The following is a 25,845-nucleotide window of genomic DNA, read 5'->3' as shown; positions in this document are numbered from 1 at the left end:
GGCCCGCCAAGCCCTCCACGGCCCCGCCCGCCACGCGGCGGTATGCTCGGGCCATGGCGCGCTTCCTGATCCTTGCCCTGCTGTTGGCCCTCGGCTTCGCCACCATGGTGGCCGCGGCGCTCGGGTCCGCCGGATGGTGGATCCTGTCCGCGGTGCTGGTCGCGCTGCTGGTTCTGGGCATCCACGACGTGCTCCAGACGAAGCACGCCATCCTGCGCAACTTCCCGGTGCTGGGCCGCATGCGCTACCTCCTGGAGTCCATCCGCCCGGAGATCCAGCAGTATTTCATCGAGCGGAACTACGACGGCAAGCCGTTCGACCGCGACACCCGCTCACTGGTCTACGCCCGGGCGAAGGGCGCGGACAGCCACAAGGCGTTCGGCACGGAGCGGGATGTCAACGCGCTCGGCTACGAGTTCCTCCTGCACTCGACGGCGCCCGAGGCTCCGGCGGCCGAACCGCACAAGGTGCGCATCGGCGGACCCGACTGCGCCCGGCCCTACGACATCGCGCTGATGAACGTCTCGTCGATGAGCTTCGGGTCCCTGTCCAAGAACGCCGTGCTGGCGATGAACAAGGGCGCGGCGCTGGGCGGCTTCATCCACGAGACCGGCGAGGGCGGCCTCACGAAGTACCACCTGGAGTACGGCGCGGACCTCTTCTGGGAGATCGGTTCCGGGTACTTCGGCTGCCGCGACGCGGCCGGGCGCTTCGACCCGGAGCGGTTCGCCGCCAGAGCCGCCCGCGACGAGGTCAAGGGCATCACGCTGAAGCTCAGCCAGGGCGCGAAGCCGGGGCTCGGCGGGGTCCTGCCCGCCGCCAAGGTCACGGCGGAGATCGCCGAGGCGCGCGAGGTGCCGCTCGGCCGGGACTGCATCTCCCCGGCGTCGCACCCGGCGTTCGGCACGCCGCGCGAACTGATGGGGTTCGTCGCGGAGCTGCGCCGGCTCTCGGGCGGCAAACCGATCGGCTACAAGTTCTGCGTGGGATCGCGGACGGACGTGCTCGCCATGTGCAAGGCCATGTTGGAGACCGGGGTGGCGCCGGACTACATCATCGTCGACGGCTCGGAGGGTGGCACGGGAGCGGCGCCGCTGGAGTACGAGGACCACGTCGGGACGCCCCTGACCGATGGCCTCATGGTGGTCCACAACGCGCTGGTCGGGTGCGGACTCAGGGACCGGATCAGGATCGGCGCCGCCGGGAAGGTCGCCACCGGCAGCGACATCGTCAAGCGGCTCATCCAGGGGGCCGACTTCACGATGAGCGCGCGGGCGATGATGATGGCGACCGGTTGCATCCAGGCCCAGAAGTGCCACACCAACGCGTGTCCGGTGGGGGTCGCCACCCAGGATCCGCGGCTGGTGCGCGCCCTCGACGTCGAGGACAAGGGCAACCGCGTGCACAACTACCAGAAGCTCACCGTGCGGGAGGCAACGCAGATCTTGGCGTCGATGGGCGTCACCGAGCCCGGTCAGCTGAACCAGCGCATGCTGCGGCGCCGGGTGGACCACCTCACCACGCGCAGCTACGCAGCCATCTACAACTGGCTGCGCCCGGGCGAACTCCTGGTCGATCCGCCGCGGGGCTGGCGCCTGGATTGGGAGGAGGCCGACGCCGATCATTTCGGCGAGCACGCGCCGACCCCCTGGCTGGAGCCGATGGAGGCGTACGACGACGCCGTGGCGGACTGGGGTGCCGCACGGCGCGCGGGCGCGGCCAAGGGCACGGACGCGGTGCCGGCCCCCAGCCGGGTGGAGGTCAAGGACACCACCCACGGGACCACCCCGCGCGTGGCCGGAAGCGCGGTGCGGCCGGAGGCCCGGCCCGGCGGCTCCTGACGCCTGGCGGCGGTTGCCCGCGCGGGCCCGGCGGGTGGACGATGGAGGACGGCTCCGCCCCAACCACCCGGAGGTTCACATGGCACACCTTCCCACCGGCTTCGTGCTCGAGTCGCCCCCGTGGCTCGCCGACGCACTCGCCGAGCTCCCGGACGCGCTACCGACGCCGGAGGACCGGATCCGCGCGGCGAACCGCCTGGCTCTGCGGAACGTCGAAGAGGGCACCGGCGGGCCGTTCGCGGCGGTCGTCACGGAGGCGCCGGACGGGCTGGTGGTCTCCGCCGGCGTCAATCTGGTGCTCCACTCCGGGCTGTCCGCGATGCACGCGGAGGTCGTCGCGCTGCAGTTAGCCCACACCGCCACCGGCGGCTGGGACCTCGGGGCCGGCGGCGCCCGCCGGAGGCTGAGCATCAACGCCCAGCCGTGCGTCATGTGCCTCGGCGCCGTGATCTGGTCCGGCGTGCGCGCGGTGGAGTTCGCGGTGGGCAGCCGCGAGGTCGAGTCGTTGACGGGCTTCGACGAGGGCCCCGTGCCCGCCAACTGGGAGGGAGAGCTCATCGCCCGGGGAATCGATGTCGACGACGGCGTCCTGCACGAGGAGTCGCTGGCCGTGCTGGGCGAGTTCCGGCGCCGGACCGCGGACGGATCGGCCGTGGTCTACAACGCGCGCGCCACCGGCAAGGTGACGCCGATCTAGCCCCGGAGCAGCCCTAGGCTTCTTCCCCGGTCTCGGCCGCGTATTCCGCCAGCACCTGCTTGCCGATCTTGAACGCGACGTTCGCCGCCGGGACCGAGCAGTAGATGGCGCACTGCAGGAAGATCTCCTTGATCTCCTCCGGGGTCACGCCGTTGCGCAGCGCCGCGTGCACGTGCATCTCCAACTCTTCCCAGTAGCCGCCGGCGATCATGGCGGTCAGCGTGACGGCGGAACGCGTGGTGCGGTTCAGGCCCGGGCGGGTCCAGATCGTGCCCCACGCGTAGCGGGTGATCATCTCCTGGAACTCGGACGTGAATTCGTCCGCGTTGGCGTTGGCGCGGTCCACGTGCTCGGCGCCGAGGACCTCGCGGCGGACCACCATTCCGGCGTCGTACGGGTCGCCGGGCAGGCGCGCGGAATCGGACATGGGGACCTCCAAGGGGTTCGGAATCAGGCGCCGGTGGCGTCGCGGTAGAAGTCGACGAGCAGGCGGGACATCTCTTCCGGAGCCTCGGCGGGGGCCAGATGCGCGGCGGACTGCACGACGGCGGAGCGTCCTCTCGCGACGCCGGCGGCCAGTGCCTCGGCGTCGGCGGGCGGGCACACGGCGTCGTGCGCGCCGGCGACCGCGAGCAGCGGATCGGTGATGTTCCCGAGTTCGGGGCGCAGGTCGAAGCCGGCGAGGGCGCCGCAGGCGTGGGCGTAGGCGAAGCGGTCGGCCTCCTGCAGGGTGTGCAGCAGGGCCGTGGTGACCTCGGGGTTGCCGTCGATGAACCCGGGGGCGAACCAGCGTTCCGCGGATCCGGCGACCATGGTCGGGGTGCCGGCCTTGGCCACCAGCTCGGCGCGTTCGGTCCACGCCTCGGGCGTGCCGATCTTGGCCGCCGAGCACACGATCGCGAGCGCGCTGAACAGCCCGGGGTAGTCGTGCCCCAGCTGGATTCCGGTGGCTCCGCCCACGGAGACCCCGGCGTAGAAGACGGGTAGCGCCGCATCGAGCCGGCCGTCCTCCTCGAGCCCCTTCACCAGCGTGACGACGGCGGCCGCGAGCTCGCCCATCGTGAACGGCTCGGTCGAGGGCGCGCTGGCGCCGTGCCCGGGGAGGTCCCAGGCAACGAGCCGGAAGTGTTCGGTGAGGTACGGCACGGCCGGTCCCCACAGGGCCACGGCTCCGGTGCCGAGTGAGGGGCCGAGCACCAGGGTGGGCTTGCCCGCCAGGTCCTCGGCGGAGTGGTTGAGGGCGGTCGCGGTCAGCTGCGGTTCGGTCATGGTTCCTTCCGGGGGTCTTGCCACGCGGCGTTTCCGGCCGCGGCGCGGTCGATGAACGTGCGGGCCTGGCCGAGGTAGCCGGACGGATCCAGCGCCTCGGCGAGTTCACTGTCCGAGAGCCTATCGGCGGGGACGGCCGAGCGCAGAAGATGACGCAACGCGGTGCCCTCCTCCAGCGAGCGTTTGACCAGGGCCTGGACCTCCGCCTTGCCGCCATCGATCAGCGGGGCGAACCGGGACACGATGCGCTCGCTCACCAGCAGGTCCCCGCCCATCGCCGCGTTCCGGGCCATGGCCTCCGGGTCCACCGTGAGGCCGGACGCCAGCTCGGCGAGCTTCTCCGCGGCGCCGCCGGCCAGGCGCAACAGTTCCCGCAGGGCGGGCCACTCGCTGTGCCAGGCGCCGTCGGGCCGCTCGTCCACCGCGGTTCCGGCTGCGAGGAAGAGCTGCGCCGCGTGGTTCGGCGCGGCGAGGGCGGCGCTGCGCAAGAGGACCGACAGCACCGGGTTGCGTTTCTGTGGCATGGCCGACGAGCCGCCCTTGCCCTCGGCGACGGGTTCGGCGACCTCGCCCACCTCGGGGCGCGCCAGCACCAGCACGTCCGCGGCGACCTTGCCGGCCGCGGCGGCGACGTCCGCCAGCGCCGCGCCGAGTCCCGTGACCGGCAGCCGGTTGGTGTGCCAGGGGGCCCCGGGATCGGCCAGGCCCAGTCGGGCGGCCAGCGCCGCGGTCAGGTCGGCGACGCCGGCGCCCTCCGCGGCATCCGGGCCGACGGCGTCGGTCAGCGAAGCCAGTGTGCCGACGGCACCGCCCCACTGCAGCGGGGCCGCGTCCAGCGCCGCGTCCAGGCGCCGGCCCGCGAGCACGACGCCGGAGAGCCAGTTCGCGGCCCGCAGGCCGAACGTCGTCGGTAGCGCGTGCTGGGTGAGCGAGCGGGCGACGCAGAGCGTGTCCGCGTGCCGGGCGGCGAGGGCCTCCAACGCGTCGGCGGCGCGGGCGAGGTCGGCGCGGATGATCGCTCCGGACCGGACGGCGAGCAGCATCAGCGCGGTGTCGACGATGTCCTGGCTGGTGGCCCCGCGGTGCACTGCGGCGGCGGCCGACGCCGGAGCCCCCTGGCTGCCCAACTCGCGGCGCAGGTCCGCGAGCAGCGGGATCAGCGGGTTGCCGCCGTCGCGTCCGCGCGCCGCGATGGACGGCAGGTCGTAGAGCGAGGCGTCGGCCGCCGCGTCGAGCGCGTCGGCGTCCGGCTGGCCGCAGTGCCCGGCGTCGGCCAGCACCGCGACCCAGGCCGCCTCGACGTCGAGCATCGCCTGGACCAGCGCGGCGTCGCCCGTGGCCGCGGCGACGGGGGTTCCCGCCCACGCGGGGGACAGCAGGCCGTGGTCCGCCTCGGTCATTCGTGCTCCCAGGGGTTGTTGTTCGCGGTCAGGCGCCGCGCGGGTACTCGAGGAAGACCGTCTCGCCGTCGCCCTGCAGGCCGACGTCGAAGCGGAGGTCCCCGTTGGGTTCGCGGGTGGCCACCAGCGTACTGCGGCGGTCCGCGTCCAGCGAGGCGAGCAGCGGGTCGGCGGCCAGGGCCGCGGTGTCCTCCGGCAGGTAGATCCGGGTGAACAGGCGGTTCAGCAGGCCGCGGGCGAACACCGTGAGCATGATGAACGGGGCCTTGCCGTCCTCGGTCGCGCCCGGATTGACGGTGTCGAAGGTGTAGCGGCCCACGTTGTCCACGGCGGCGCGTCCCCAGCCGGTGAAGGTGTGCCCGTCGCGGATCAGGGAGCCCTCGCGCTGGACGACGTTTCCGTCCTCGTCCGCCTGCCAGATCTCCAGCAGCGCGTCGGGGATCGGCGTTCCCTTACCGTCGGTGACGACGCCGTGTAGCCGGATGGCGCCGGGGTGGGCGCGGTCGACGAGCTTGTGTCCGTCGGCGAAGGGCAACGCGTAGCCGTAGAACGGGCCGATCGTCTGGCCCGGCGTGGGCGTCAGCTTGAGTCCGGGTGCCTGAGCCATTTAGTGCTCCTCCTCTTCGGTTTCCATCCAGGTGCGGTTGCTGCCGGTCAGGACGATGTCCCAGTTGTAGCCGGTGGCCCATTCGTGGCTGGTCAGCGAGTGGTCGTAGGTGGCCACGAGGCGCTCGCGGGCCGCAGGATCCGTGATGGCCTGGTAGATCGGGTCCAGGCTGAACAGCGGATCGCCCGGGAAGTACATCTGCGTGATCATGCGCTGGGTGAATTCCGTGCCGAACAGCGAGAAGTGGATGTGCGCCGGGCGCCACGCGTTGTGGTGGTTCTTCCACGGGTACGGGGCGGGCTTGATGGTGGTGAACCGGTACTCGCCATTCGGTCCGGTAATGGCTCGGCCGACGCCGGTGAAGTTCGGGTCGATCGGCGCGGGGTGCTGGTCCCGCTTGTGGATGTAGCGCCCGGCCGCGTTGGCCTGCCAAACCTCAACGAGCTGGCCGGCCACGGGGCGGCCGTCGCCGTCGAGCACGCGTCCGGCGACCACCAGGCGCTCGCCGATCGGCTCGCCGTTGTGCTGGATGGTCAGGTCCGATTCGAGCGGGTGGACGTCGCGCTCGCCGAAGGCGGGGCTCCACAGCTCGATCGATTCGGGATCGGCGTGGTGGAGGGACTTGGTGGGATGGCGCAGCAGCGACGAGCGGTAGGGCGCGAAGTCGATACGCGGCTGGACCTCCTCGGCCTGGCCCGCGGCGACGCCTTCGCGGTACTCCGAATGGAGGTCCTCAATCTCCCGGGTGATCGCCTCCTGGGAAAGGGCCGTCGCGGCGGGGTCGAGCACGTGGCTGTTTTCGAAGGACTCGTTGGCGTTCTTCTCGGAACCCACAAGGCTCTCCTTTCGGTGGTGTGTTGTCGCCGTGGTGGTGCGGTTGCGGTTTTCCAATGTCCGGGTGGGCAGGGCGCTCAGGCGGGCCTGCCCGCGTGCGGCCACCCGGTGTAGGACTCCGCGAGGTACTGCCTGCCGTAGCGCGAGCTGGTGACCGTCTCCAGTTCGCCGAGTGCCCGCCGGCGCATGAACGGGTCCCCGTTCGGCGGCGTGTGCAGCATGCTGGTCATCCAATAGGAGAAGTTCTGCGCCTTCCAGACCCGTTTCAGGGCGCGGTCGGAGTAGCACTCCAACAGCGAGGGGTTGTTCGTGGAGTAGTGGGAGTCGATGGCCTCGAACAACACCCGGACGTCGGCGAAGGCGAGGTTCAGGCCCTTCGCTCCGGTGGGCGGGACGGTGTGGCCGGCGTCGCCCACCAGGAACATCCGCCCGTGGCTCAGCGGCTCCCGCACGAACGAGCGGAAGGCCAGGACAGTCTTGTCGAAGATAGGGCCGGTCTTCAGTTCGAACCCGTCCGGTCCGGCGACGCGCTTCTGCAGCTCCGCCCAGATCCGGTCGTCGGACCACGCCGCGGTGTCCTCTTCGGGATCGCACTGGAAGTACATGCGCTGCACGGTCTCGCTGCGCTGGGAGATGAGGGCGAAACCGTCGGGCGAGTTGGCGTAGATCAGTTCGGGGGAGCTCTTGGGCGCCTCGGTGAGGATCCCGAACCAGGCGAACGGGTACTCGGTCTTGAAGTCCTGCGTGCCGGGGACCGCGCGCCGGCAGAAGCTGCGCGAACCGTCGGCGCCCACGAGGATGTCGCAGTGGACCTCGAACCCGGCGCCGGATTCGTCCGTGAAGTGGAACTTGGGGGTGTCGGTCTCCAGGTCGAAGACCGCGTCGACGACGGCTCCGAACCTGACGTCGCCGCCGTCGCGTTCGCGTGCCGCGGCGAGGTCCACGAAGACCTCGTTCTGCGCGTAGAGCGTGACGGTCGCGTCGACGAGGTCCTTGAAGTCGAGCGGGTGGGATTCGCCGTTGAAGCGGAGGTCGATACCCGCGTGTTCGTCGCCGTGGGTCAGGACCCGGCCGTCGACGCCGGAATCGGAAAGCATCGCGACCGAACCGGCCTCGAGGATGCCCGCGCGGTGGGTGTTGCGGATGGTCTCGTGGTCGCGTGATTCGACGACCAGATTCTCGATGCCGGCTTTTGCGAGAAGGTGGCTGAGCATGAGCCCGGCGGGCCCGCCGCCGACGATGCCGACCTTCGTTTTGACGACGGTGCGGGACGCGACCATCGGATGCCTCCTTCGGGGATCAACCGGATGCGCCGACCCATCGAAAGTCGATGGCGGAGCGTTCCGTCGTGTACGGATCCAGTGTGTGCCCGGCCGCTGGCCCCGCGCCAAGGGTGTCTCATTCAATGAGATTTATGTCGACCTCGGGCCTATGTCGATTGCGGAACCCCGCCGAACGCGGCCTTGGCCAGTAGCCGCAGGAGTACTTCGCGCTCCGACGCATCCAGCCCCGCGAGGGCCTCGTCCTCGGCGGCCGCGGTTGCCTTGCGGGCCTCGCGGTAGACGGCGCGTCCCTCGAGGGTGGCGGACACCAGCTTGGAGCGCCGGTCGGAGGGGTCGGATTCGCGGCCGACCAGTCCCCGGCGTTCCAGTGCGTCGACCAGTGCCACGATCTGGCTCGGGTCCAGGGACAGGAAGTCCGCGAGTTCCCGCTGGGTCGGTGCGGGCTCCGCGCAGGCCAGCGAGAGCACCGAGTAGGAGCGGACCCGAAGGTCCAGTGCGGCCAGCCGCCCGTTCGCCAGGGCGGAGCCCAGGGAGCGGGTGCGCGCCACGAGGAAGCTCGGCTCCCTGGCCAGGTCGGAATCCATGAGGCGCGGGGCGCCGGTGGTGGTGGCCGGATTACTGGGGGCCATGAGCCCTCCGATCGTGTCAGGGTGCCGACCCGTCCTGCGGGTCGAATATTCGTTGACTTTCTCAAGAATATAAGTTGTCATGTATTTGAGATAAGAATCCCACGGAAGCGCGCCGCTCGGCAATACGCGGACGCAGGCAAAGGAGCCAACATGTCACTCGCAGGAAAAACGGCGATCGTCACCGGCAGCGGCCGGGGCCTCGGCCTCGCCTACGCCCGGGAACTGGCGCGTCGGGGAGCGGCCGTCGTCGTGAACGACGTCGACGCCGCGGTCGCCGAGGCGGCCGTCGCCTCCATCGCCGCCGACGGCGGGCGAGCGGTGGCCGTCGTGGCACCGGTGGGCAGCACGGAGACGGCCAGGGCGCTCGTCGGAGCGGCCATTCAGCACTTCGGGGGCCTGGACATCCTGGTGACCAACGCCGGGGTGCTGCGCGACAAGTCGTTGCTGAAGATGACCGACGAGGATTTCGACCTCGTGGTGAACGTACACCTCCGGGGCACGTTCACCTGCGTCCGCGAGGCCTTCGGCCATTTCAAGGAGTACGGTGTGGCGGGGCGGATCATCGCGATCGGCTCGCCCACGGGCCAGCGCGGAAACTTCGGCCAGACGAACTACGCCGCCGCCAAGGCCGGCATCGTCGGCATGGTGCGCACCTGGGCGCTGGAGATGAAGCGCGCCGGAGTCACCGCGAACGTCGTCATTCCGGTCGCCGTGACGGACATGACCCGCTCCGTCCCGTTCTTCGCCAAGGCGGTCGAGGCCGAGGACAACGGCGAGCCGATGCCCGCCTTCTTCCGCAAGGACCTCGGTTTCGGGACGGCCGACGACGTTTCCGGTCTCGTCGCCTACCTCGCCTCGGACGAGGCGGCGGGCATCACCGGCCAGGCCATCGGCGTCGGTGGCGACCGGCTGCAGCTCTGGAGCCACCCGGAGGCCATCGCCAGCGAACTCCGTGACGGCGGCTGGGACTACGAATCGCTGCGGGCGGGCTTCCCGTTTTCCGGGAACCTGCAGACCGTTGGCGAGGGCTTTCCCGAGCTTCCCGCCGAGCTGCGCCCCGAGCCGGCCGGCAAGTAGGGGTGTCGGTCATGCGCTACGAATCGGCCATCGACGTCGAGGCGGTCTCGGCGATCGACATGCACGTCCATCTTGAGGTCGACGGGCACGGGCACCAGGCCATGCCGCAGGGCCTTTTCGACGCGTCGGCCAAGTACTTCAAGGCCGAGGAGCGCACGCCCTCCATGGACCGGATCGCCGGGATCTACCGCGGGCTGAACATGGCGGCGGTCGTGTTCACGGTGGACGCGCGGACGGCGCTCGGGCACCTGCCGAACTCCATCGACGACCTCGTCGCCGGGGCAGCCCGCCACAACGACGTCCTCATCCCTTTCGGAACCGTCGATCCCCGGACCGGCGAGGAAGCGATCGCCGAAGCCCGCCGCCAGGCAGGCGAGCTCGGCGTGCGCGGCTTCAAGTTCCATCCGTCGCTGCAGGGCTTCGACCCCTCGGCCGCCCAGTTCACCCCGTTGTGGGACGTGCTGGAGGGGCTCGGTCTGCCGTGCGTCTTCCACACCGGACAGAACGGGATGGGCGCGGGGCTTCCGGGCGGGAGGGGCATCAAGCTGCGCTATTCCAACCCGCTGCTGCTGGACGACGTCGCAGCGGAGCACCCGGGACTGACGATCATCATGGCGCACCCCTCCGTCCCCTGGCAGGAGGAGGCCAATTCGATCGCCACGCACAAGGCCAATGTGTTCATCGACCTCTCCGGCTGGAGCCCGAAGTACTTCCCCGAGTCGCTGGTGCGGCTGGGAAACAACGTCCTTTCGCGCAAGCTCCTCTTCGGCACCGACTTCCCCCTCATCACCCCCGAGAAGTGGCTGTCCGCGTTCGAGGCCCTGCCGCTGAGGGACGAGGTCCGTCCGGGGATCCTCAAGGGCAACGCGGCGGCCCTCCTGGGGCTGGGACAGCGGTGACCGGTTTCTACCCGAGCGACCGCTACGGCTTCTCCGAGCTGCTCACCCCCGGGGAACTGTCCGCGCTCGGGCGCCTCCGCGGGGTCCTGGACCGCGACGTCCGCCCCGTGCTCGCCGAGAGCTGGGAACGGGGCGAGTTCCCGTTCCACACGCTGAAGCCGCTGATCGACCTGGACCTCATGGACCCGGCCGAGGTCCGCGCGGAGGGCGGGCGCCCCTCGGCGCTCTACGGCGGATTTCGCAACTTCGAGCTGGGCCGCACCGATGCGTCCATGGCCACGCTCTACAACGCGCAGTCGGGTTTGTTCCGCACCACGGTCAACCTCGGCGGAAGCCCCGGGCAGGCCGCGGAGCTCGATCCGCTGATCCGCTCCTTCGGGCTCACGGGTGTTTTCGCGCTGACCGAGCCGGAGCACGGTTCCGACATCGCCGGCGGGCTGCGGACCCGCGCGCGCTTCGAGGCGGACGAGGACGGCGGCTCGTGGGTCATCGACGGCGCCAAGCGCTGGATCGGCGGGGCCGCCACCGCGGACGTGCTGGCCGTGTTCGCGCGCGACGAGGCCGACTCGCAGGTCAAGTGTTTCCTGGTTCCCGCCGGTGCGCCCGGTGTGGCCATCGAGAAAATGCACGGCAAGACGTCCCTGCGCATCATGCAAAACGCCGACATCACGTTCGATGGCGTCAGGGTGCCCGCTTCCGCGCGGCTCGCGAACATCAACTCGTTCAAGGACGTTGCCGCGTGCCTGCGCAACATGCGCTCGGACGTCGCCTGGATCGCCACCGGCGTGGCCGCCGGGGCCTACGAAGCCGCCCTGCGCTATGTCACCACGCGCGAGCAGTTCGGACGCCCCCTGGCCGGATTTCAGCTCATCCAGGAGAAGCTGGCCCGCATGCTGGCCAACGTGACCGCCTGCCTCGGCATGGTGGTCCGGCTGACCCAGCAGCAGGAGGCCGGGGTCTACCGGGACGAGAACTCCGCGCTGGCCAAGATGTTCACCGCGCAGAGCCTTCGGGAAACGGCGGCGCTCGCACGCGAGGTCGTCGGCGGCAACGGCATTCTGCTCGAGTACGACGTCGCCCGCTTCCACGCGGACGCCGAGGCCATTTACTCCTACGAGGGCACACACGAGATTTGCGCGCTCGTCGTCGGGCGCGCCGTCACCGGCGTCGGCGCCTTCACCTAGGCCGCACACCCTGGATTTTCCCACCGACCCAACACCACAGGAGGAACCCGTCATGGGCCAGACCGTCATCAGCTACGAGGAACTCGCCAACGCCGCCGGAACCGATCTCGGCTACAGCGAATACCGCACGATCACCCAGGAACAGGTCAACACGTTCGCCGACGCGGCAGACGACCACCAGTGGATCCACACCGACCCCGAGAAGGCCAAGGAGGGGCCGTTCGGGGGACCCATCGCCCACGGCTACCTGACACTTTCCCTGCAGATCGCGTTCTGGACCGAACTCTTCGAGGTGTCCGGGGTCAAGACGAAGGTCAACTACGGGCTGGAGAAGGTTCGCTTTCCGGCGCCGGTTCCCGTCGGGTCGCAGGTCCGGATGAAGGCGACCATCGCCGCGGTCGAGGAGGTCAAGGGCGGCTACCAGATTGCCGTCGACCAAGTCGTCGAGGTCGAGGGCGCCGCCAAGCCGTCAGTGGTCTCACGCGGGATCTACCGCTTCTACGCCTAACTCGCCATCTACGCCTACCGAGCCGCAGCGCGCTCCCCGACGGTCAAAAGATTGTCACAATCGACGTAAAAGTCTTGATTTTCTCAACTATTGAACTTACATTCGATTCGGGTGTGATGCGGATCACATCGACCAACGGGCCGGGGTTGCCAATCCCGCCGGACACAAGGAGCAAGTCATGAGGAATCACCTCGGCACGATGTTCGCGGGCGCAGCGGTCGTGGCCCTGGCGCTGACCGGCTGCGGGCAGGGCTCGCCCTCCGGGAGCGGCGGCGGGGACGGGGACGACGCGAATGGCGAGTTGACCAGGGTCAGTGTCGGCGTGCTGTCCATCGCCCCGTCCGCCGCGGTGCAGTACGGCATCGACGAGGGAATCTTCGAGGAGCATGGATTGGAGATCGACTTCCAGACCGGGCAGGGCGGGGCGGCCATGCTCCCGGCAGTTTCCACGGGCACCATGAACTTCGCCATCGGCAACCCGCTCTCGGTGCTCGTCGCGGCGGACAAGGGGCTGGACATGAAGATCGTCTCCGGTTACTCCAATTCCAAGGCCGAGGGTGATGACATCACCGGAGTCGTGGTGCGCAAGGACTCGGGCATCGCAGGCTGGAAGGACCTTGCCGGCAAGACCGTGGCCGTGAACGCGGTGAACACCCAGGGCGACCTCACCATCATGGAGGCCGCCGCCCAGGACGGAGCCGATGCGACGGCCGTCAAGTTCAGCGAGATCAGCTTCCCGGACCAGCCGGCCCAGCTCGAACGCGGCAACATCGACGCCGCCTGGCTGCCGGAGCCCTTCCTGGCCAACGCACTGGCGGACGGGGAGAACGAGTTGCTCGGATACAACTACCAGGACGTCGTCCCCGGCCTGCCGACCATGGTCGCGTTCACCTCGGGCGCCTACGCCGAGGAGAATGCCCAGACCGTGTCCGACTTCCAGGCGGCCCTTGCCGAGACCCTCGAGGCGGCGGAGGCCGACGCCGAAGGCGTGAAGACCTCGGTTGCGGGCTTCCTCAAGATCGAAGAGGAAGCGGCCCAGAAGATCAACATGGAGGAGTTCGCGGCTGAGATCCGCACGGAGGAGATGAACGCCATGGGCGAACTGATGCTCAAATACGGTTTCGTGGACAAGGCGCCGGACGTCGAATCGATCCTGGTCAAGTAGCCGCGACGCGGAGGAACGGAGGCGCGGAGTGCTCAACAACGGAATCGGCGCGTGGATTCACAAGCGCCGCGTCAAGTCCGCACAGGGGATCGCGGTCGTATCGGCCGACGGGTCGCTCGGCTACGCCGAGATGGCCGGCCGAATCGACCGGTTGGCCAACGCGCTGGCCGACGCCGGGGCGGAACGCGGGAGCCGGGTCGCCTACCTGGGCAACAACCACCCGGCCTTCCTCGAAACGCTGTTCGCCTGCGGCCTCCTCGGCGCCGTTTTCGTGCCGTTGAACACGCGGCTGGCTCCACGCGAGCTGACCTACGCACTGGAGGACTCCGGCAGCGGCATGCTCATCCACGCCGCCGAGTTCGACGACTTGGCCGCCGCCAGCGTCGGGGGCGCCCCGGTGTCGCGCCGCTGGAGCGTGGGCGGCCCATCGAGCCCGTTCGAGGAGTTGGTGGCCCTCGGCGCCGACGCGCACCCGGATGTCCCGGTGGCCCTGGAGGACCCGGCGATCATCCTCTACACCTCGGGGACCACCGGCAAGCCCAAGGGGGCCGTGCTGACCCACGGGAACCTGACGTGGAACGCCATCAACGTCCTGGTCGACTACGACGTGACCGGCCGCGAGGTGGCGCTCATGATCGCGCCGATGTTCCACGTGGCGTCGCTCGGCATGGGGGCGCTGCCCACGCTGCTCAAGGGCGGGACGCTCGTGCTGCAGGACCGCTTCGATCCCGGAGCGGCGCTGGCGGCGATCGAGAGGCACGGCGTCACATCGCTGTCCGGAGTCCCGACCACGTTCCAGATGCTCGCCGAGCATCCGGCGTGGGCCGGCGCGGACCTGACGTCGCTGGCGAAGCTCACCTGCGGCGGGTCGGCCGTTCCGGCGCGGGTCCTTGACGCCTACGAGGAGCGGGGCCTGTCCTTCTCGGGCGGCTACGGAATGACGGAGACCGCTCCTGGCGCCACGTCCCTGCAGCCGGAACGTTCGCGCGGAAAGGCGGGATCGGCCGGACTGCCGCACTTCTTCACCGACATTCGGATCGTGGATCCGCTGGGTACGGACGTGCCGGCAGGCGCCGTGGGGGAGATCCTGGTCTCGGGACCCAACGTCGTCCCCGGCTACTGGAACCGGTCCGAGGCGACCGCTGAGGCCTTTGCGGAAGGCGGATGGTTCAAGTCCGGCGACATGGGCTACGTCGACGACGAAGGCTTCCTCTACATTTCCGACCGGCTCAAGGACATGATCATTTCGGGCGGCGAAAACATCTACCCGGCCGAGGTGGAGCAGTTGGTCATGGAACTTGATTCGGTCGCGGCGGTCGCCGTGGTCGGGGCGCCGGACGACACCTGGGGCGAGGTTCCGCTGGCGGTAGTGGTTCCCGCCGAGGGGCGGGAACCGTCGGAGCAGGAAATCCGCGCGCATCTGGAGGGGCGGCTGGCGAGATACAAGATCCCCAAATCCGTGCGGTTCGTCGATGAACTGCCGCGCACGGCATCCGGGAAAATTCGCAAGATCGAAGTCAGGCGGCAATTCAACGGCCAGCGTATGTTCGAAACGAGACCGGTCCGGTGTTCTGAATCACACCGGACCGCACTACCTTTGACCCATCAGCCAACACCCGTTCACCATGCACGACAAGGAAGTCAACCATGAAAAAGCTCACGAAGTCCGCGGCATTGGCCGCTACGGTATTGGCGCTGGCCGCATGCGGGGGAGGATCCCCGAGCGGTTCCGACGGCGGCGGCGAGTCCACGGGAGCCGGCGATCTGACGACGGTCACGGTGGGTGTCATCCCCATCGTCGACACCGCCCCGATCTGGCTGGGGGAGGCCGAGGGGATCTTCGCCGAGGAGGGCCTGAAACTGGACATCCAGACGGCGACCGGCGGTGCCGCCATCGTCCCGGGCGTCCAGTCCGGCAGCTACGACTTCGCGTTTTCGAACCTCATCTCGCTCATGGTCGCCAACGACAAGGGCCTGAACATGAAGATCGTCGCCAACGGCGCCACCACCACCGGAACGCAGGAGGACTTCGGCGCCGTCGTGGTGGGTGCCGATTCCGACATCGCCTCGCCGAAGGACTTGGCAGGCAAGAAGGTATCGGTGAACAACCTCTCCAACATCGGAGACACGACCATCAAGACCGTGGTCGAGGAGGACGGCGGGGACCCGGACGGCGTCGAATTCGTCGAGGTCGGCTTCCCGGACGCTCCGGCGGCGCTGGAGAACGGCGTCGTGGACGCGGCCTGGATCCTCGACCCGTTCCTGAGCCAGGCGGTCGGCGACGGGGCCAAGGTCATCAGCGCGAACTTCACCGACTTCGATCCGAACCTGGACATCGCCGCCTACTTCACCAGCCAGACGACCTTCGACGAGGATCCGGAACTGACCGAGAAGTTCCAGCGCGCCATGAACAAGTCACTGGAGTTCGCGCAGGAGAACCCGGACAAGGTCCGCGACATCGTCGGCACCTACACGAAGATCGACGAGGCGACCCGTGCCGAGATCGTGCTGCCCCGCTACCAGGTCGAGATGAGCCGCGAGGCGGCGCAGAAGCTCGGCGACGCCGCCGTGAAGTACGGGACGCTGGAAGAGGCGCCCGACCTCGACGCGCTGCTGCCATGACCCACGCCCTGGAAGCGCCGGCGCGGCAGAGCGCCGGGAAGAAGGCGGGACCGGCCAAGGCCCTGCCGAAATGGCTGCTCGGCCTGGCGGGTGTGGTGGTCTTCCTGGGGGTGTGGGAACTCCTGCCGGCGCTCGGCGTCGTGGAGGCGAGGTACCTGCCGCCGGCGTCGGAGGTGATCGTGGCGCTGGTGCTCGACTTCGGGCTCACCGCCTTCTGGGTGGCCGTGGGCGAGACCCTGTTGGCCTGGTCCCTCGGCCTGGCGATGGCGGTCGCCCTGGCCCTGGTGCTGGGACTGGTGATCGGGATGTCGCCGTTCCTGCGGCGCTTCACCAACTCCTCCATCGAGTTCCTGCGGCCGATCCCGTCGGTTGCCCTGATTCCGTTGGCCGTGCTGCTGTACGGGGTGAAGATCGAGTCATCGCTGATGCTGATCGTCTACGCGTGCTTCTGGCAGGTCCTCATCCAGGTCCTCTACGGGGTCGCGGACGTCGACAACGTCGCCATGCAGACCGCGCAGTCCTACGGCTTCACCCGCTGGCAGCGGATCAAGGACGTCGTCTTTCCGACCGTGCTGCCGTACCTGATGACCGGTGTCCGGCTCGGGGCGGCCGTCGCGCTGATCCTGGCGATCACCGCCGAACTGATCATCGGTTCCCCCGGGCTGGGACATGAGATCGCCCTGGCCCAGTCCGGCGGAGCGATCTCGGGGATGTACGCGCTGATCCTCGCCACGGGCCTGCTCGGGGTGCTGATCAACTCGGGCATGCGCGTGGTCGAGAAGCGGGTGCTGGGCTGGCACCCGTCCGTCCGCGGGGAGGTCATCGCATGAAAACGCTCAAGTCCATCGGTTATGTCCTCGCCCTTCCGGTTCTGCTGCTCGCGCTTTGGTGGGCCGGGACCTCGGGGGAGCCGAACTTCTTCGTTCCCACCCCGCCGCAGCTCGTGGAAACCTTCGGTCCGACGTGGCTCCAGGGCAGGATCGTCTCGGACGTGGTGCCCAGCCTGGGCCGGCTCGTGGTCGGCGTCCTGCTCGCCATCGTCCTGGGTGTGGTCGTGGGGTTGCTGGTCGGGTTGAACCGGACGCTGCGCGCGATCACGGAACCGGTCTTCGAGTTCTTCCGCGCGTTGCCGCCGCCGGTGTTGATTCCGGTGCTGATGCTGCTGATCGGGGTCAACGACTCGATGAAGGTCGCGGTCATCGTCTCCGGGGCGGTGTGGCCGGTGCTGCTGAACACGATCGAGGGAGTGCGCTCGATCGATCCGGTGCAGAACGAGACGACCCGCTCCTACGGCATCAGCGGATTCTCCCGCATCCGCTACCAGGTGCTGCCCTCGGCGATGCCGACCATCATGGCCGGCATCCGGCAGTGCCTGTCCATCGGGTTGATCCTGATGGTGATCTCGGAGATGTTCGCCTCCTCCTCGGGGCTCGGATTCACCATCGTGCAGTTCCAACGTTCCTTCGCGATCCCCGAAATGTGGTCCGGCATCATCGTGCTCGGACTGATCGGCGTCGTCATGTCGTTCATCTTCCAGTGGGCCGAACGGCGCGTCCTGCGCTGGTACCACGGACTGAAAGAGGTAGAAAATGCAGCCTGAGACCCAGAAACCGCAGCCGGACCACATCGCCCAGCCCTCGGGAGCGTCGGCGACGCCTGCGCCGTCGGGACGCACCATGCCCGCCGGGACGGCGTTGCTCTCGGTCCGGAACCTGAAGAAGGTCTACAAGACCGACGGCGGCGACATCGAGGCCGTCCGGAACCTGACGTTCGATCTGGGACGCGGAGAGCTGGCCTGTCTGGTCGGACCGTCCGGGTCCGGCAAGACCACGCTGCTCAAGTGCATCGCCGGCCTGCTCGGCGCCACCGAGGGGGAGGTGCTGCTGGACGGGCAGAAGGTCACCGGTCCGCCGAAGAAGATGGCGGTGGTGTTCCAGGAGTACGGGCGCTCGCTCTTCCCCTGGCTGCGGGTGGCCGCCAACGTCGAACTGCCGCTGAAGAACGCCGGGGTCCCCAAGGCCGAGCGTGCCCGCCGGGTCGCCGAGGCGCTGGAGGCCGTGGGGTTGGACCACGTCCCCAAGTCCTACCCGTGGCAGCTCTCCGGCGGGATGCAGCAGCGCGTGGCGATCGCCCGCGCCGTCGCCTACCAGCCCGAGGTCCTGCTCATGGACGAGCCGTTCGCGGCCGTGGACGCGCAGACCCGCGCGGACCTGGAGGACCTGGTCCGCCGTTTGTGGAAGGACCTGGGCATGACCGTCCTGTTCGTCACCCACGACATCGACGAGTCCGTGTACCTCGGTGAACGGGTCATCATCCTGTCCTCCTCGCCGACCGTGGTGCAGGAGGACATCGAAATCGACCTGCCGGCGGAGCGCGACCAGCTCGAGACCCGCTCCGCGGCGCGCTTCACCGAGCTGCGCCACCACGTCTACGAGCAGATTCAGCTCGCGAAGAAGGGGCACCGCCCGGAGCAGGCCATCACCTCGGTCGTCCGGGACGCGAAGTAGGGACGCGGCCGGCCCCGGGAGCCGCGGCTCCCGGGGCCGGCAACGGCCTTAGGCGACCGCAGGGGGCAGCATCAGCCCTGCGCCCGGGATGGCGTCCAGAAGCGCCCGCGTGTAGGACGTTTGTGGATTGTCGAAGACGTCGTCCGTGGTCCCGACCTCCGCCAGCTTGCCCTTCTCCATCACGCACACGTGGTCCGCTATCTGCCGCACCACGGCGAGGTCGTGGGTGATGAACAGGTACGTGACCGGGCGGCAGCCCGTTGGCGCGCAGGGTCTCGCGCACTTGGAACCCGATCAGCGACATCGGATTCAGCTTGGAGGTCGGATCCTTCGGAGCCATGCCAATCGGGGGACCCGCGCAATTCGATCATTCGTTTCTCCGGCGCCGAGGTGATGTCCTCGCCGTCGAACAGCATGTTGCCGCCAGACCCCCACAGCGTGGGGCATTTCGCCGCAAAGTGTGACCAGCGCACATCCCGTCTTTACTTTTCGGCACCCGCGTCGAGTCCGCGCGCAATGCCCCGGGCCGCCGTCCGCAAGGCCATGACCGCCGCCGGGAGCTGGTCCGAACCACGTGGAACCACGATGGCCAACGCCGCCGCCGCCCGTCCCCTCGCGTCCAGGATCGGGACGGCCGCGCCGGTTGTTTCCTCGTCGATGAAGCCGTCGAAGGTCGCGTAACCCCGGAGCCTGATGTGCGCGAGCTCGCGACGGATGTCCGCGTGCCGCTCGGCGACCGCCGCTGCATGCCGTTCGAGGTACCCCTCCAACACTGGCCCCGACGAGAAGGCCAGCAACGCCATCCCCATCGACGTGAGGTGGACCGGCATGCGCCCGGCGACGTGTGCCTGGTTGACCACGGAATCCGGCCGGGACAGGCGTTCGACGATGAGCACCTCGTCCTCGTGGAGCACGGCCAGCTGCGTGTTCTGGCGGACCAGTTGGTTGACGTCCTCCATGAACGGCAGGGCCACCTGCCGCAGGTCGCGGGTGGCCGAGGAGCGGTTGGCGATTTCCCACAACCTCACGCCGAGCCGGATCTCGCCGTTCGCGCCGCGGGCCAGGAGCCCGTGCGCGACCAGGTCCTCGACCAGCCGATAGGCGGTGGCGCGGGGAACGTTCGCCCGGCGGGCCAGTGCGCCGACGGTCAGCGACCGCAGGTCCGGGCCGAACGCGTCGAGGATGCGGACCAGCCGGTCCAGCATCGCGTCTCCGGACGGGGAGTTGGCCACGGCCGGGGCCTACGCCGGGTGCGGCATGATGGCGGCGACCGCAGCGGTGTCGACCCCGGCCGCGGTCTCCGGCGACCAGGCGGGATTGCGGTCCTTGTCGATGACCTGCGCACGGATGCCCTCCGGCAGGTCCGGGTGGGCCATCAGGTAGGCGGCGACCCGGTGCTCGCGCCGCATGGCCTCTTCCAGGTGGTCATCGGCGCGGGCGGCGCGGATCGCCTGAAGCGCGGCCTCCGTGGCGAGCGGGGAGTTTGCCCTGATGGAGGCGGCGGCCCGGGCGGCGCCGGCATGGGGGAGCTCGTCGAGGCGGTCCAGGATCGCGTCCACCGTCTCGGCCGCATACGCCGCGTCGATCCACGGCCGGTCCGCTGCGATGGCCAAGGTGGCGGCGGGCGCCGGCGAGGCGTGGAGCACCTCGAGCGCGGCCCCGACGTCCGCCGCGGAGAGCCCCGCGAGGTCCGGGAGGGTGGCCACGACGTCGTCGAGCGTGTCCACGGCGACGCAGAAGTCGGCGAAGCCGGCCAGGATGGCGTCGCCGGCGCCCATCTCGGCGGCGGTCAGTCCGAAGTGCTCCCCGAGGCGGCCGGGCGCCCGGCCGAGGAGGTGGGTGCCGCCGACGTCGGGGGAGTAGCCGATGCGGGTTTCCGGCATGCCGATCCTCGAGCGCGGCGTCACGATCCGGACCGCGGCGTGGCCGGCGAGGCCCACCCCGCCGCCCATGCACAGGCCGTCCATCAGGGCGACCACCGGCTTGGGGTAGGTGGCGATCTTGCGGTCCACCTCGAACTCCTCGGACAGGAAGTCGAGGAAGTCCTGGTGGCGGTTGGACCGGATCGATTCGTAGAAGCCCTTGATGTCGCCGCCTGCGCAGAATCCGCGCTCGCCGGCCCCGCGGAGGACCACGATCCCGATCGCCGGATCCGCCCGCCACGCCTCGAGGGCCGCGTCGATGTCGGCGACCATCTCGCGGGTGAGCGCGTTGATCTTCTCCGGCCGGTTCAGCGTGATGACGCCGAGTCCGTCGCCGGCCGCCGCGATGACGTGTTCTGCCACTTGTTCCTCCATCTACGGATGCTGCTTTCGACGCTACCCGAACACCCTGCCCGCCAGCCCCCATCCGTGTCGGGATACATGTAGGAAAGCCGCGCCCATTCCCGCATGTATCCCGACACGGATGCCGGAAGGGCCCTTGCCGCCTCCGGACCGCGCTGGTAAAGTTCATTGGACGCACAGAAGTTCATATAGTGCACTTTTACGCCACGGAGCAGGAGAAGTTCATGCAGCAGGCCTATGTGTACGACGCCGTACGCACGCCCTTCGGGAAGATCGGCGGATCGCTCGCCGGCCACCGCCCGGACGACCTCGCGGCCCACGTGGTCCGCGAAATCGTGAAGCGCGCGCCCGGCCTCGACGCCGGAACGATCGACGAGGTGGTGTTCGGCAACGCGAACGGCGCCGGCGAGGAGAACCGCAACGTGGCCCGCATGGCCACGCTGCTCGCCGGACTCCCAACGTCGCTCCCGGGGACCACGGTCAACCGCCTCTGCGGTTCCTCGCTGGACGCCGCCATGATGGCCTCCCGGCAGATCGAGGTCGGCGAGGCCGACCTGATGCTCATCGGCGGCGTCGAGTCCATGAGCCGCGCGCCGTGGGTCCTGCCCAAGACCGAGCGCCCCTTCCCCATGAGTAACCTCGAACTGGCCAACACGACGCTCGGCTGGCGCCTCGTGAACCCGCAGATGCCCGCCGAATGGACGGTCTCCCTCGGTGAGGCCACGGAGCAGTTGCGGGAGAAGCACGGCATCTCCCGCGAGGAGCAGGACGGGTTCGCCGCCAACTCCCACCAGTTGGCCGCCAAGGCCTGGGACGAAGGCAAGTACGCGGACCTCGTGGTCCCGGTGCCGCCGAACTCCAAGCGCGGCATCGAGCTCGCCCGCGACGAGACGGTCCGCGCCGACTCCACCGCCGAGACCCTCGGCGGCCTGCGCACGGTCTTCCGCACCGGCGAGCACGCCACCGTCACCGCCGGCAACGCGTCCCCCATGAGCGACGGAGCCTCCGCCGCGTGGCTGGGTTCCGAGAAGGCGTCCGGCCTGCTCGGTCTGGAGCCCCTCGCCCGCATCGCCGGCCGCGGGGCCGCCGCGAACGAGCCGCAGTACTTCGGGGAGGCTCCCGTCGAGGCTGCGAACCTCGCGCTCAAGCGCGCCGGAATCGGCTGGGGCGACGTCGCCGCGGTCGAACTCAACGAGGCGTTCGCCGCCCAGTCCCTCGCCTGCATCAGGCAGTGGGACATCGACGAGGCCATCGTCAACACCTGGGGAGGCGCGATCGCCATCGGCCACCCGCTCGGCGCCTCCGGCCTGCGCGTGCTCGGGACGCTGGCCCGCCGCCTGCAGCAGTCCGGCGCCCGCTACGGCGTCGCCAGCCTGTGCATCGGCGTCGGACAGGGCCTCGCCGTCGTCCTCGAAAACACCGCATCCAACCGCTGATCCCACCCGAACCACACACCAGGAAGCAGGAGCCACCCATGGCACCACGCATCGCCACTTCCGCCGCGGACGCCGTTGCCGGCATCCACGACGGGGCAACCGTACTGATCGGCGGGTTCGGCAACGCCGGCCAGCCGATGGAACTCATCGACGCGCTGCTGGACTGCGGCGCGAGCGGCCTGACCGTCGTCAACAACAACGCCGGACAGGCCGACGCCGGGCTGGCCCTGTTGATCAAGGAACGCCGCGTCGGGAAGATCATCTGCTCGTTCCCGCGGCAGTCCGATTCCTGGCACTTCGACACGGCCTACCGCGCCGGGGAGATCGAGCTGGAACTGGTCCCGCAGGGCAACCTCGCCGAGCGCATCCGCGCCGCGGGGGCCGGAATCGGCGGCTTCTTCACGCCGACCGGCTACGGGACCATGCTGGCCGAGGGCAAGGAAACCCGCGTCATCGACGGCAAGGGCTACGTCCTGGAGTCGCCGATCCGCGGGGACGTCGCGCTGATCAAGGCGCTGCGCTCCGACGGCCTGGGCAACCTGACCTACCGCAAGACCGCCCGCAATTTCGGTCCGATCATGGCCGCCGCCGCGAAGCAGGCCATTGTCCAGGTGGACGAGGTCGTCGAAACCGGCGCGATCGACCCCGAGAACGTCGTCACGCCCGGCATTTACGTGGACACCGTCGTAGCCATCCCAGGAGAGAAGTAATGAGCGAATTCACCTCCACCGAGGCCGCACTGACCCGCGACGAACTGGCGCGGATCGTCGCCGCCGACATCCCCGGGGGCGCCTTCGTGAACCTCGGCATCGGCCAACCGACCAACGTCTCCAACTTCCTCACCGCGGAACAGGGCGTCACCCTGCACACCGAGAACGGCATGCTGGGCATGGGCCCGGTCGCCACGGGCGACGACGTCGACGGGGACCTCATCAACGCCGGCAAGATCCCGGTCACCGAGCTGCCCGGGGCATCCTACTTCCACCACGCCGACTCGTTCGCGATGATGCGCGGCGGCCACCTGGACGTCTGCGTCCTGGGCGCGTTCCAGGTGTCCCGGAAGGGCGACCTGGCCAACTGGCACACGGGCGCGCCGGACGCCATCCCGGCCGTCGGCGGAGCCATGGACCTGGCCATCGGCGCCAAGGCCACGTGGGTCATGATGAGCCTGTTCACCAAGGGCGGCGAGTCCAAGATCGTCGAGGCGCTCACGTACCCGGCGACCGGCCTCGGATGCGTCTCGCGCATCTACACCGAGTCCGCGGTCTTCCTCATCGGCGAAGACGGCGTCACGGTCCGCTCGGTCCACGGCACCACGTTCGAGGAGCTGGCCGAGCGGCTGCCGGTCCCCGTGAAGAAGGCCTCGTCGCGCTGACCTAGGATGTAGTGCGCGGCCCACCGGCCGCGCACCACGGGAAGGGACCTCATGGAGTACGACGGCGACGGCTCGCCAGGCGTCCCGGCCGACGGCGCCGCCGCCGGCAAGTTCGTCCAGTCCCTCGCGCGGGGGCTGGACGTCATCAGGGCCTTCGACGCCGAGCACCACTCCATGACCCTGACCGAGGTCGCCAAGCTGACGGGACTCTCGCGCGCGACCGCGCGCCGGTTCCTGCTGACCCTTGCGGACCTGGGCTACGTGCGCACGGACGGCAAGCGCTTCGAGCTCACGGCGCAGGTCCTGCAGTTGGGCTACGCCTACCTCTCCAGCCATTCGCTGCCGCAGCTGATCGAGCCCGTGCTGGAGGAGCTCTCCGCCGAGCTCAACCAGTCGGCGTCGGCCTCCGTGCTGGACGGAACCGACGTCGTCTACATCGCCCGGGTGCACACGCGCCGGATCATGCGCGTCGGCATCGCCGTCGGCACCCGGTTTCCCGCCTACGCGACGTCGATGGGGCGCGTCCTTCTGGCGTATCTGGAACCCGGCGCGCTGGAGCGGGCCCTGGCGACGGGACCCCTGGACGCGCTGACGCCCAACACGGTGACGGATCCGGTGCTCCTGCGCGCGGAGCTGGCCGCGGTCCGCGAACGGGGCTGGTGCCTCGTCGACCAGGAACTCGAGTTGGGGCTTCGGTCCCTCGCGGTGCCGGTCTTCGCTCCGGACGGGACGGTCGCGGCGGCGCTGAACGTCTCCATGGGTGTCCTGTCCGGCGCCGCGGGCGCGGCCTCTCCGCTGGAGGCGGCCATGGAACTGCTGCCCGCGCTCCGGGCGGCCGCGGACCGGGTCGAGGAGGCGCTGCGCGCGCAGCGGTAGGCGTTACGCAAACGTAGGCGACGAAACCCGCCGGACGCCCGGACGCGGGTATAGAGTCTGCGTACCTTGAGTTCGGCGGCGGCTCCCGGCCCGCGCAGGTAGCGGGTCCGGCCCATGCCAGCCGGAGTCTCTTTCGCATCGGGGGATCTGAATAATGGCTTGGAAACACCTTGGGCTCCGCGGCTTGGCCGTCGGGCTCGCACTGGGCGTCGTCGTCTCCGGTTCCGCGCTCCCGGCCGCCGGGACCCAGCACCGCCAGGCGCCCGCCGCCGCCATCGTGCTTGCGCAGCCCGTCCTCGCCGCCGCGCAGCCCCTGCCGGCCGCGGTCGCCACGAAGTCGGCGCGGACCACGGCCAACCTGCACCTGCGGCAGCGTGCCGGAACGCAGTACGCGTCGCTGGCGCTGATACCGCTGGGAACCGTCGTCGCCCGGACGGGCCGGACCGCGGGGACATGGTGGGAGGTCATGTACGGGGGCAAGACGGGCTGGTCCAGCTCCGCCTACCTGCGGGCCGTCGTGTCGTCGTCTTCAGCGCCCGCGCCGGCCCCGAGCGCCTCGTCCACCCGCTGGTTCTCCGGCTCACAGGCCCTATATACGCGGCCCGCGTACTCGTCGAAGCGCCTCATGGCACACTCCCGGGGAACCAAGGTCACCGTGTTGCGGACTTCGGGCACCTGGAGCGAGGTCCGCGCGCCCAGCGGCACGGGTTGGGTCCGCACGGGAGGGCTGTCGAAGTCCGTCACCCGCTACACCGGAGCCACCATCTATCCGTCGTCGTCCCACCGGTGGACGATGTACCGGTCCAACATCAGGACTGGTCCGTCCACGGGCCACCGCAGCCTGGGGGTACTCCCGGCCGGGGAGATGATGCCGCTGATCGAGTCCCGGAACGGCTGGTCCAGGGTCAAGTCCTCGAGGGGGACCGGCTGGGTCAAGGGCACGCTGCTGACGAACCTCGCCACCAAGGCGCCGCCGCACCTCCAGCCGGTGACCAGCCGCATGCTGGGCGCCGTGAAGCGCAACTTCCCGACCGCATACTCGTCCGTCGGGACCGTGCGGGAGGGGTCGGTGGGACACCGGCTCGGGCTGGGCGCGGACCTCATGATCACGAACTGGAGCGCGGCATCCGGCATCGACAACGGCAACAGGATCGTGGACTACATGATCCGGAACCAGAAGGCGCTGGCCATCGACTACATCATCTGGCGCGACAGGATCTGGTTGAGCCAGGACCGGCAGTGGGGCCCGTATTCCATGGGTGGGTGGGGCCGGCACCTGAGCCCGAGGGGCTGGAACGCGACCACGCTGCACTACGACCACATCCACGTGGACACGTTTGTCGCGCGGTAG

Annotated in this window: 26 protein-coding genes and 1 pseudogene; 17 read left to right on the top strand and 10 right to left on the bottom strand. The window is 69.5% G+C overall.

Annotation, left to right across the window (positions count from 1 at the left end):
• The first annotated feature begins 53 nt into the window (after positions 1 to 53).
• Together AC0QSG_RS09750 and AC0QSG_RS09745 are read left to right on the top strand one after the other, a co-directional pair.
• A complete protein-coding gene (locus tag AC0QSG_RS09750) occupies positions 54 to 1,841 on the top strand; it encodes an FMN-binding glutamate synthase family protein (protein WP_475375240.1) in 1,788 nt (595 codons plus the stop codon).
• Between the two features lie 79 nt (positions 1,842 to 1,920).
• Positions 1,921 to 2,538 carry a tRNA-specific adenosine deaminase gene (locus AC0QSG_RS09745; RefSeq protein WP_435728374.1) on the top strand — a complete coding sequence of 206 codons (618 nt, stop codon included), beginning with the start codon at positions 1,921 to 1,923 and terminating at the stop codon, positions 2,536 to 2,538.
• Positions 2,539 to 2,551: 13 nt separating this feature from the next.
• Here AC0QSG_RS09745 and pcaC read toward each other — a convergent pair whose 3' ends face one another.
• The 7 genes from pcaC to AC0QSG_RS09710 form a co-directional block, all read right to left on the bottom strand.
• The gene (gene pcaC, locus AC0QSG_RS09740; protein ID WP_475375239.1) at positions 2,552 to 2,965 is read right to left on the bottom strand and encodes a 4-carboxymuconolactone decarboxylase; all 414 of its coding nucleotides are present in this window, start codon (positions 2,963 to 2,965) and stop codon (positions 2,552 to 2,554) included.
• Between the two features lie 23 nt (positions 2,966 to 2,988).
• On the bottom strand, positions 2,989 to 3,807 hold the full coding sequence (locus tag AC0QSG_RS09735; protein WP_475375238.1) for an alpha/beta fold hydrolase: 819 nt from the start codon (positions 3,805 to 3,807) through the stop codon (positions 2,989 to 2,991).
• Positions 3,804 to 5,207, bottom strand: a complete 1,404-nt coding sequence (locus tag AC0QSG_RS09730; protein ID WP_475375237.1) for a lyase family protein — start codon at positions 5,205 to 5,207, stop codon at positions 3,804 to 3,806. Before AC0QSG_RS09730 ends, AC0QSG_RS09735 begins: the two co-directional genes overlap by 4 nt.
• 28 nt (positions 5,208 to 5,235) lie before the next feature.
• Positions 5,236 to 5,814 carry a protocatechuate 3,4-dioxygenase subunit alpha gene (gene pcaG / locus AC0QSG_RS09725; protein ID WP_475375236.1) on the bottom strand — a complete coding sequence of 193 codons (579 nt, stop codon included), beginning with the start codon at positions 5,812 to 5,814 and terminating at the stop codon, positions 5,236 to 5,238.
• The gene (gene pcaH, locus AC0QSG_RS09720) at positions 5,815 to 6,648 is read right to left on the bottom strand and encodes a protocatechuate 3,4-dioxygenase subunit beta (RefSeq protein WP_475375235.1); all 834 of its coding nucleotides are present in this window, start codon (positions 6,646 to 6,648) and stop codon (positions 5,815 to 5,817) included. It lies immediately after the preceding gene.
• Between the two features lie 77 nt (positions 6,649 to 6,725).
• Positions 6,726 to 7,928, bottom strand: coding sequence for a 4-hydroxybenzoate 3-monooxygenase (locus AC0QSG_RS09715; protein WP_475375234.1), 1,203 nt, complete (start codon positions 7,926 to 7,928; stop codon positions 6,726 to 6,728).
• Between the two features lie 149 nt (positions 7,929 to 8,077).
• The gene (locus AC0QSG_RS09710) at positions 8,078 to 8,560 is read right to left on the bottom strand and encodes a MarR family winged helix-turn-helix transcriptional regulator (RefSeq protein ID WP_435728364.1); all 483 of its coding nucleotides are present in this window, start codon (positions 8,558 to 8,560) and stop codon (positions 8,078 to 8,080) included.
• 150 nt (positions 8,561 to 8,710) lie between these two features.
• On the opposite strand from AC0QSG_RS09710, the gene AC0QSG_RS09705 reads away from it, so the two are divergent.
• The 10 genes from AC0QSG_RS09705 (at position 8,711) to AC0QSG_RS09660 (ending at position 18,522) form a co-directional block, all read left to right on the top strand.
• Positions 8,711 to 9,637 (top strand): SDR family oxidoreductase, encoded by a 927-nt coding sequence (locus tag AC0QSG_RS09705; RefSeq protein WP_475375233.1) that lies wholly within the window; start codon positions 8,711 to 8,713, stop codon positions 9,635 to 9,637.
• Positions 9,638 to 9,648: 11 nt separating this feature from the next.
• The gene (locus AC0QSG_RS09700) at positions 9,649 to 10,536 is read left to right on the top strand and encodes an amidohydrolase family protein (RefSeq protein WP_475375232.1); all 888 of its coding nucleotides are present in this window, start codon (positions 9,649 to 9,651) and stop codon (positions 10,534 to 10,536) included.
• The gene (locus tag AC0QSG_RS09695) at positions 10,533 to 11,720 is read left to right on the top strand and encodes an acyl-CoA dehydrogenase family protein (RefSeq protein WP_475375231.1); all 1,188 of its coding nucleotides are present in this window, start codon (positions 10,533 to 10,535) and stop codon (positions 11,718 to 11,720) included. The genes AC0QSG_RS09700 and AC0QSG_RS09695 overlap by 4 nt, the downstream gene beginning before the upstream one ends.
• 52 nt (positions 11,721 to 11,772) lie before the next feature.
• Positions 11,773 to 12,228 carry a MaoC family dehydratase gene (locus AC0QSG_RS09690; protein ID WP_475375230.1) on the top strand — a complete coding sequence of 152 codons (456 nt, stop codon included), beginning with the start codon at positions 11,773 to 11,775 and terminating at the stop codon, positions 12,226 to 12,228.
• A gap of 178 nt (positions 12,229 to 12,406) precedes the next feature.
• Positions 12,407 to 13,393 carry an ABC transporter substrate-binding protein gene (locus AC0QSG_RS09685; RefSeq protein WP_475375229.1) on the top strand — a complete coding sequence of 329 codons (987 nt, stop codon included), beginning with the start codon at positions 12,407 to 12,409 and terminating at the stop codon, positions 13,391 to 13,393.
• 28 nt (positions 13,394 to 13,421) lie between these two features.
• On the top strand, positions 13,422 to 15,044 hold the full coding sequence (gene menE, locus AC0QSG_RS09680; protein ID WP_475375228.1) for an o-succinylbenzoate--CoA ligase: 1,623 nt from the start codon (positions 13,422 to 13,424) through the stop codon (positions 15,042 to 15,044).
• On the top strand, positions 15,041 to 16,015 hold the full coding sequence (locus tag AC0QSG_RS09675; RefSeq protein ID WP_475375227.1) for an ABC transporter substrate-binding protein: 975 nt from the start codon (positions 15,041 to 15,043) through the stop codon (positions 16,013 to 16,015). Before menE ends, AC0QSG_RS09675 begins: the two co-directional genes overlap by 4 nt.
• The gene (locus AC0QSG_RS09670) at positions 16,012 to 16,845 is read left to right on the top strand and encodes an ABC transporter permease (RefSeq protein ID WP_435728352.1); all 834 of its coding nucleotides are present in this window, start codon (positions 16,012 to 16,014) and stop codon (positions 16,843 to 16,845) included. Before AC0QSG_RS09675 ends, AC0QSG_RS09670 begins: the two co-directional genes overlap by 4 nt.
• On the top strand, positions 16,842 to 17,615 hold the full coding sequence (locus tag AC0QSG_RS09665; RefSeq protein ID WP_475375226.1) for an ABC transporter permease: 774 nt from the start codon (positions 16,842 to 16,844) through the stop codon (positions 17,613 to 17,615). The genes AC0QSG_RS09670 and AC0QSG_RS09665 overlap by 4 nt, the downstream gene beginning before the upstream one ends.
• A gap of 76 nt (positions 17,616 to 17,691) precedes the next feature.
• Positions 17,692 to 18,522 (top strand): ABC transporter ATP-binding protein, encoded by an 831-nt coding sequence (locus tag AC0QSG_RS09660; protein ID WP_435728415.1) that lies wholly within the window; start codon positions 17,692 to 17,694, stop codon positions 18,520 to 18,522.
• A gap of 48 nt (positions 18,523 to 18,570) precedes the next feature.
• Here AC0QSG_RS09660 and AC0QSG_RS09655 read toward each other — a convergent pair.
• The 3 genes and pseudogenes from AC0QSG_RS09655 to AC0QSG_RS09645 all read right to left on the bottom strand — a co-directional run.
• Positions 18,571 to 18,768: pseudogene (locus AC0QSG_RS09655) on the bottom strand (ABC transporter ATP-binding protein); the annotation flags it as partial.
• Between the two features lie 236 nt (positions 18,769 to 19,004).
• Positions 19,005 to 19,754, bottom strand: a complete 750-nt coding sequence (locus tag AC0QSG_RS09650; RefSeq protein WP_435728350.1) for an IclR family transcriptional regulator — start codon at positions 19,752 to 19,754, stop codon at positions 19,005 to 19,007.
• 9 nt (positions 19,755 to 19,763) lie between these two features.
• A complete protein-coding gene (locus tag AC0QSG_RS09645) occupies positions 19,764 to 20,819 on the bottom strand; it encodes an enoyl-CoA hydratase/isomerase family protein (protein ID WP_475375225.1) in 1,056 nt (351 codons plus the stop codon).
• 212 nt (positions 20,820 to 21,031) lie between these two features.
• Between AC0QSG_RS09645 and AC0QSG_RS09640 the strand changes: the two genes are divergently transcribed.
• The 5 genes from AC0QSG_RS09640 (at position 21,032) to AC0QSG_RS09620 (ending at position 25,845) form a co-directional block, all read left to right on the top strand.
• Positions 21,032 to 22,243 carry a thiolase family protein gene (locus tag AC0QSG_RS09640; RefSeq protein WP_475377300.1) on the top strand — a complete coding sequence of 404 codons (1,212 nt, stop codon included), beginning with the start codon at positions 21,032 to 21,034 and terminating at the stop codon, positions 22,241 to 22,243.
• 38 nt (positions 22,244 to 22,281) lie between these two features.
• The gene (locus AC0QSG_RS09635) at positions 22,282 to 22,953 is read left to right on the top strand and encodes a 3-oxoacid CoA-transferase subunit A (RefSeq protein ID WP_435728348.1); all 672 of its coding nucleotides are present in this window, start codon (positions 22,282 to 22,284) and stop codon (positions 22,951 to 22,953) included.
• Positions 22,953 to 23,618, top strand: coding sequence for a CoA-transferase (locus tag AC0QSG_RS09630; protein WP_475375224.1), 666 nt, complete (start codon positions 22,953 to 22,955; stop codon positions 23,616 to 23,618). The genes AC0QSG_RS09635 and AC0QSG_RS09630 overlap by 1 nt, the downstream gene beginning before the upstream one ends.
• Before the next feature lie 51 nt (positions 23,619 to 23,669).
• Entirely contained in the window at positions 23,670 to 24,494 is an 825-nt protein-coding gene (locus AC0QSG_RS09625; protein ID WP_475375223.1) for an IclR family transcriptional regulator domain-containing protein, read from the top strand.
• A 154-nt stretch (positions 24,495 to 24,648) separates the two neighbouring features.
• Positions 24,649 to 25,845, top strand: coding sequence for an SH3 domain-containing protein (locus AC0QSG_RS09620; protein WP_475375222.1), 1,197 nt, complete (start codon positions 24,649 to 24,651; stop codon positions 25,843 to 25,845).

This window comes from Arthrobacter sp. LT660, assembly GCF_056172845.1.
This window is presented reverse-complemented; position numbering and strand designations above follow the sequence as displayed.

Bases quoted from the DNA above. Each gene is read 5' to 3' on its own strand.
- AC0QSG_RS09620 (WP_475375222.1), top strand. From the start codon at position 24,649: ATGGCTTGGAAACACCTTGGGCTCCGCGGCTTGGCCGTCGGGCTCGCA.
- AC0QSG_RS09735 (WP_475375238.1), bottom strand. From the start codon at position 3,807: ATGACCGAACCGCAGCTGACCGCGACCGCCCTCAACCACTCCGCCGAG.
- AC0QSG_RS09730 (WP_475375237.1), bottom strand. From the start codon at position 5,207: ATGACCGAGGCGGACCACGGCCTGCTGTCCCCCGCGTGGGCGGGAACC.
- AC0QSG_RS09665 (WP_475375226.1), top strand. From the start codon at position 16,842: ATGAAAACGCTCAAGTCCATCGGTTATGTCCTCGCCCTTCCGGTTCTG.
- AC0QSG_RS09685 (WP_475375229.1), top strand. From the start codon at position 12,407: ATGAGGAATCACCTCGGCACGATGTTCGCGGGCGCAGCGGTCGTGGCC.
- pcaC (WP_475375239.1), bottom strand. From the start codon at position 2,965: ATGTCCGATTCCGCGCGCCTGCCCGGCGACCCGTACGACGCCGGAATG.
- AC0QSG_RS09670 (WP_435728352.1), top strand. From the start codon at position 16,012: ATGACCCACGCCCTGGAAGCGCCGGCGCGGCAGAGCGCCGGGAAGAAG.
- AC0QSG_RS09625 (WP_475375223.1), top strand. From the start codon at position 23,670: ATGGAGTACGACGGCGACGGCTCGCCAGGCGTCCCGGCCGACGGCGCC.
- AC0QSG_RS09645 (WP_475375225.1), bottom strand. From the start codon at position 20,819: ATGGAGGAACAAGTGGCAGAACACGTCATCGCGGCGGCCGGCGACGGA.
- AC0QSG_RS09635 (WP_435728348.1), top strand. From the start codon at position 22,282: ATGGCACCACGCATCGCCACTTCCGCCGCGGACGCCGTTGCCGGCATC.
- AC0QSG_RS09710 (WP_435728364.1), bottom strand. From the start codon at position 8,560: ATGGCCCCCAGTAATCCGGCCACCACCACCGGCGCCCCGCGCCTCATG.
- AC0QSG_RS09750 (WP_475375240.1), top strand. From the start codon at position 54: ATGGCGCGCTTCCTGATCCTTGCCCTGCTGTTGGCCCTCGGCTTCGCC.
- AC0QSG_RS09675 (WP_475375227.1), top strand. From the start codon at position 15,041: ATGAAAAAGCTCACGAAGTCCGCGGCATTGGCCGCTACGGTATTGGCG.
- AC0QSG_RS09700 (WP_475375232.1), top strand. From the start codon at position 9,649: ATGCGCTACGAATCGGCCATCGACGTCGAGGCGGTCTCGGCGATCGAC.
- pcaG (WP_475375236.1), bottom strand. From the start codon at position 5,814: ATGGCTCAGGCACCCGGACTCAAGCTGACGCCCACGCCGGGCCAGACG.
- AC0QSG_RS09640 (WP_475377300.1), top strand. From the start codon at position 21,032: ATGCAGCAGGCCTATGTGTACGACGCCGTACGCACGCCCTTCGGGAAG.
- AC0QSG_RS09705 (WP_475375233.1), top strand. From the start codon at position 8,711: ATGTCACTCGCAGGAAAAACGGCGATCGTCACCGGCAGCGGCCGGGGC.
- AC0QSG_RS09690 (WP_475375230.1), top strand. From the start codon at position 11,773: ATGGGCCAGACCGTCATCAGCTACGAGGAACTCGCCAACGCCGCCGGA.
- AC0QSG_RS09715 (WP_475375234.1), bottom strand. From the start codon at position 7,928: ATGGTCGCGTCCCGCACCGTCGTCAAAACGAAGGTCGGCATCGTCGGC.
- AC0QSG_RS09745 (WP_435728374.1), top strand. From the start codon at position 1,921: ATGGCACACCTTCCCACCGGCTTCGTGCTCGAGTCGCCCCCGTGGCTC.
- AC0QSG_RS09630 (WP_475375224.1), top strand. From the start codon at position 22,953: ATGAGCGAATTCACCTCCACCGAGGCCGCACTGACCCGCGACGAACTG.
- AC0QSG_RS09660 (WP_435728415.1), top strand. From the start codon at position 17,692: ATGCCCGCCGGGACGGCGTTGCTCTCGGTCCGGAACCTGAAGAAGGTC.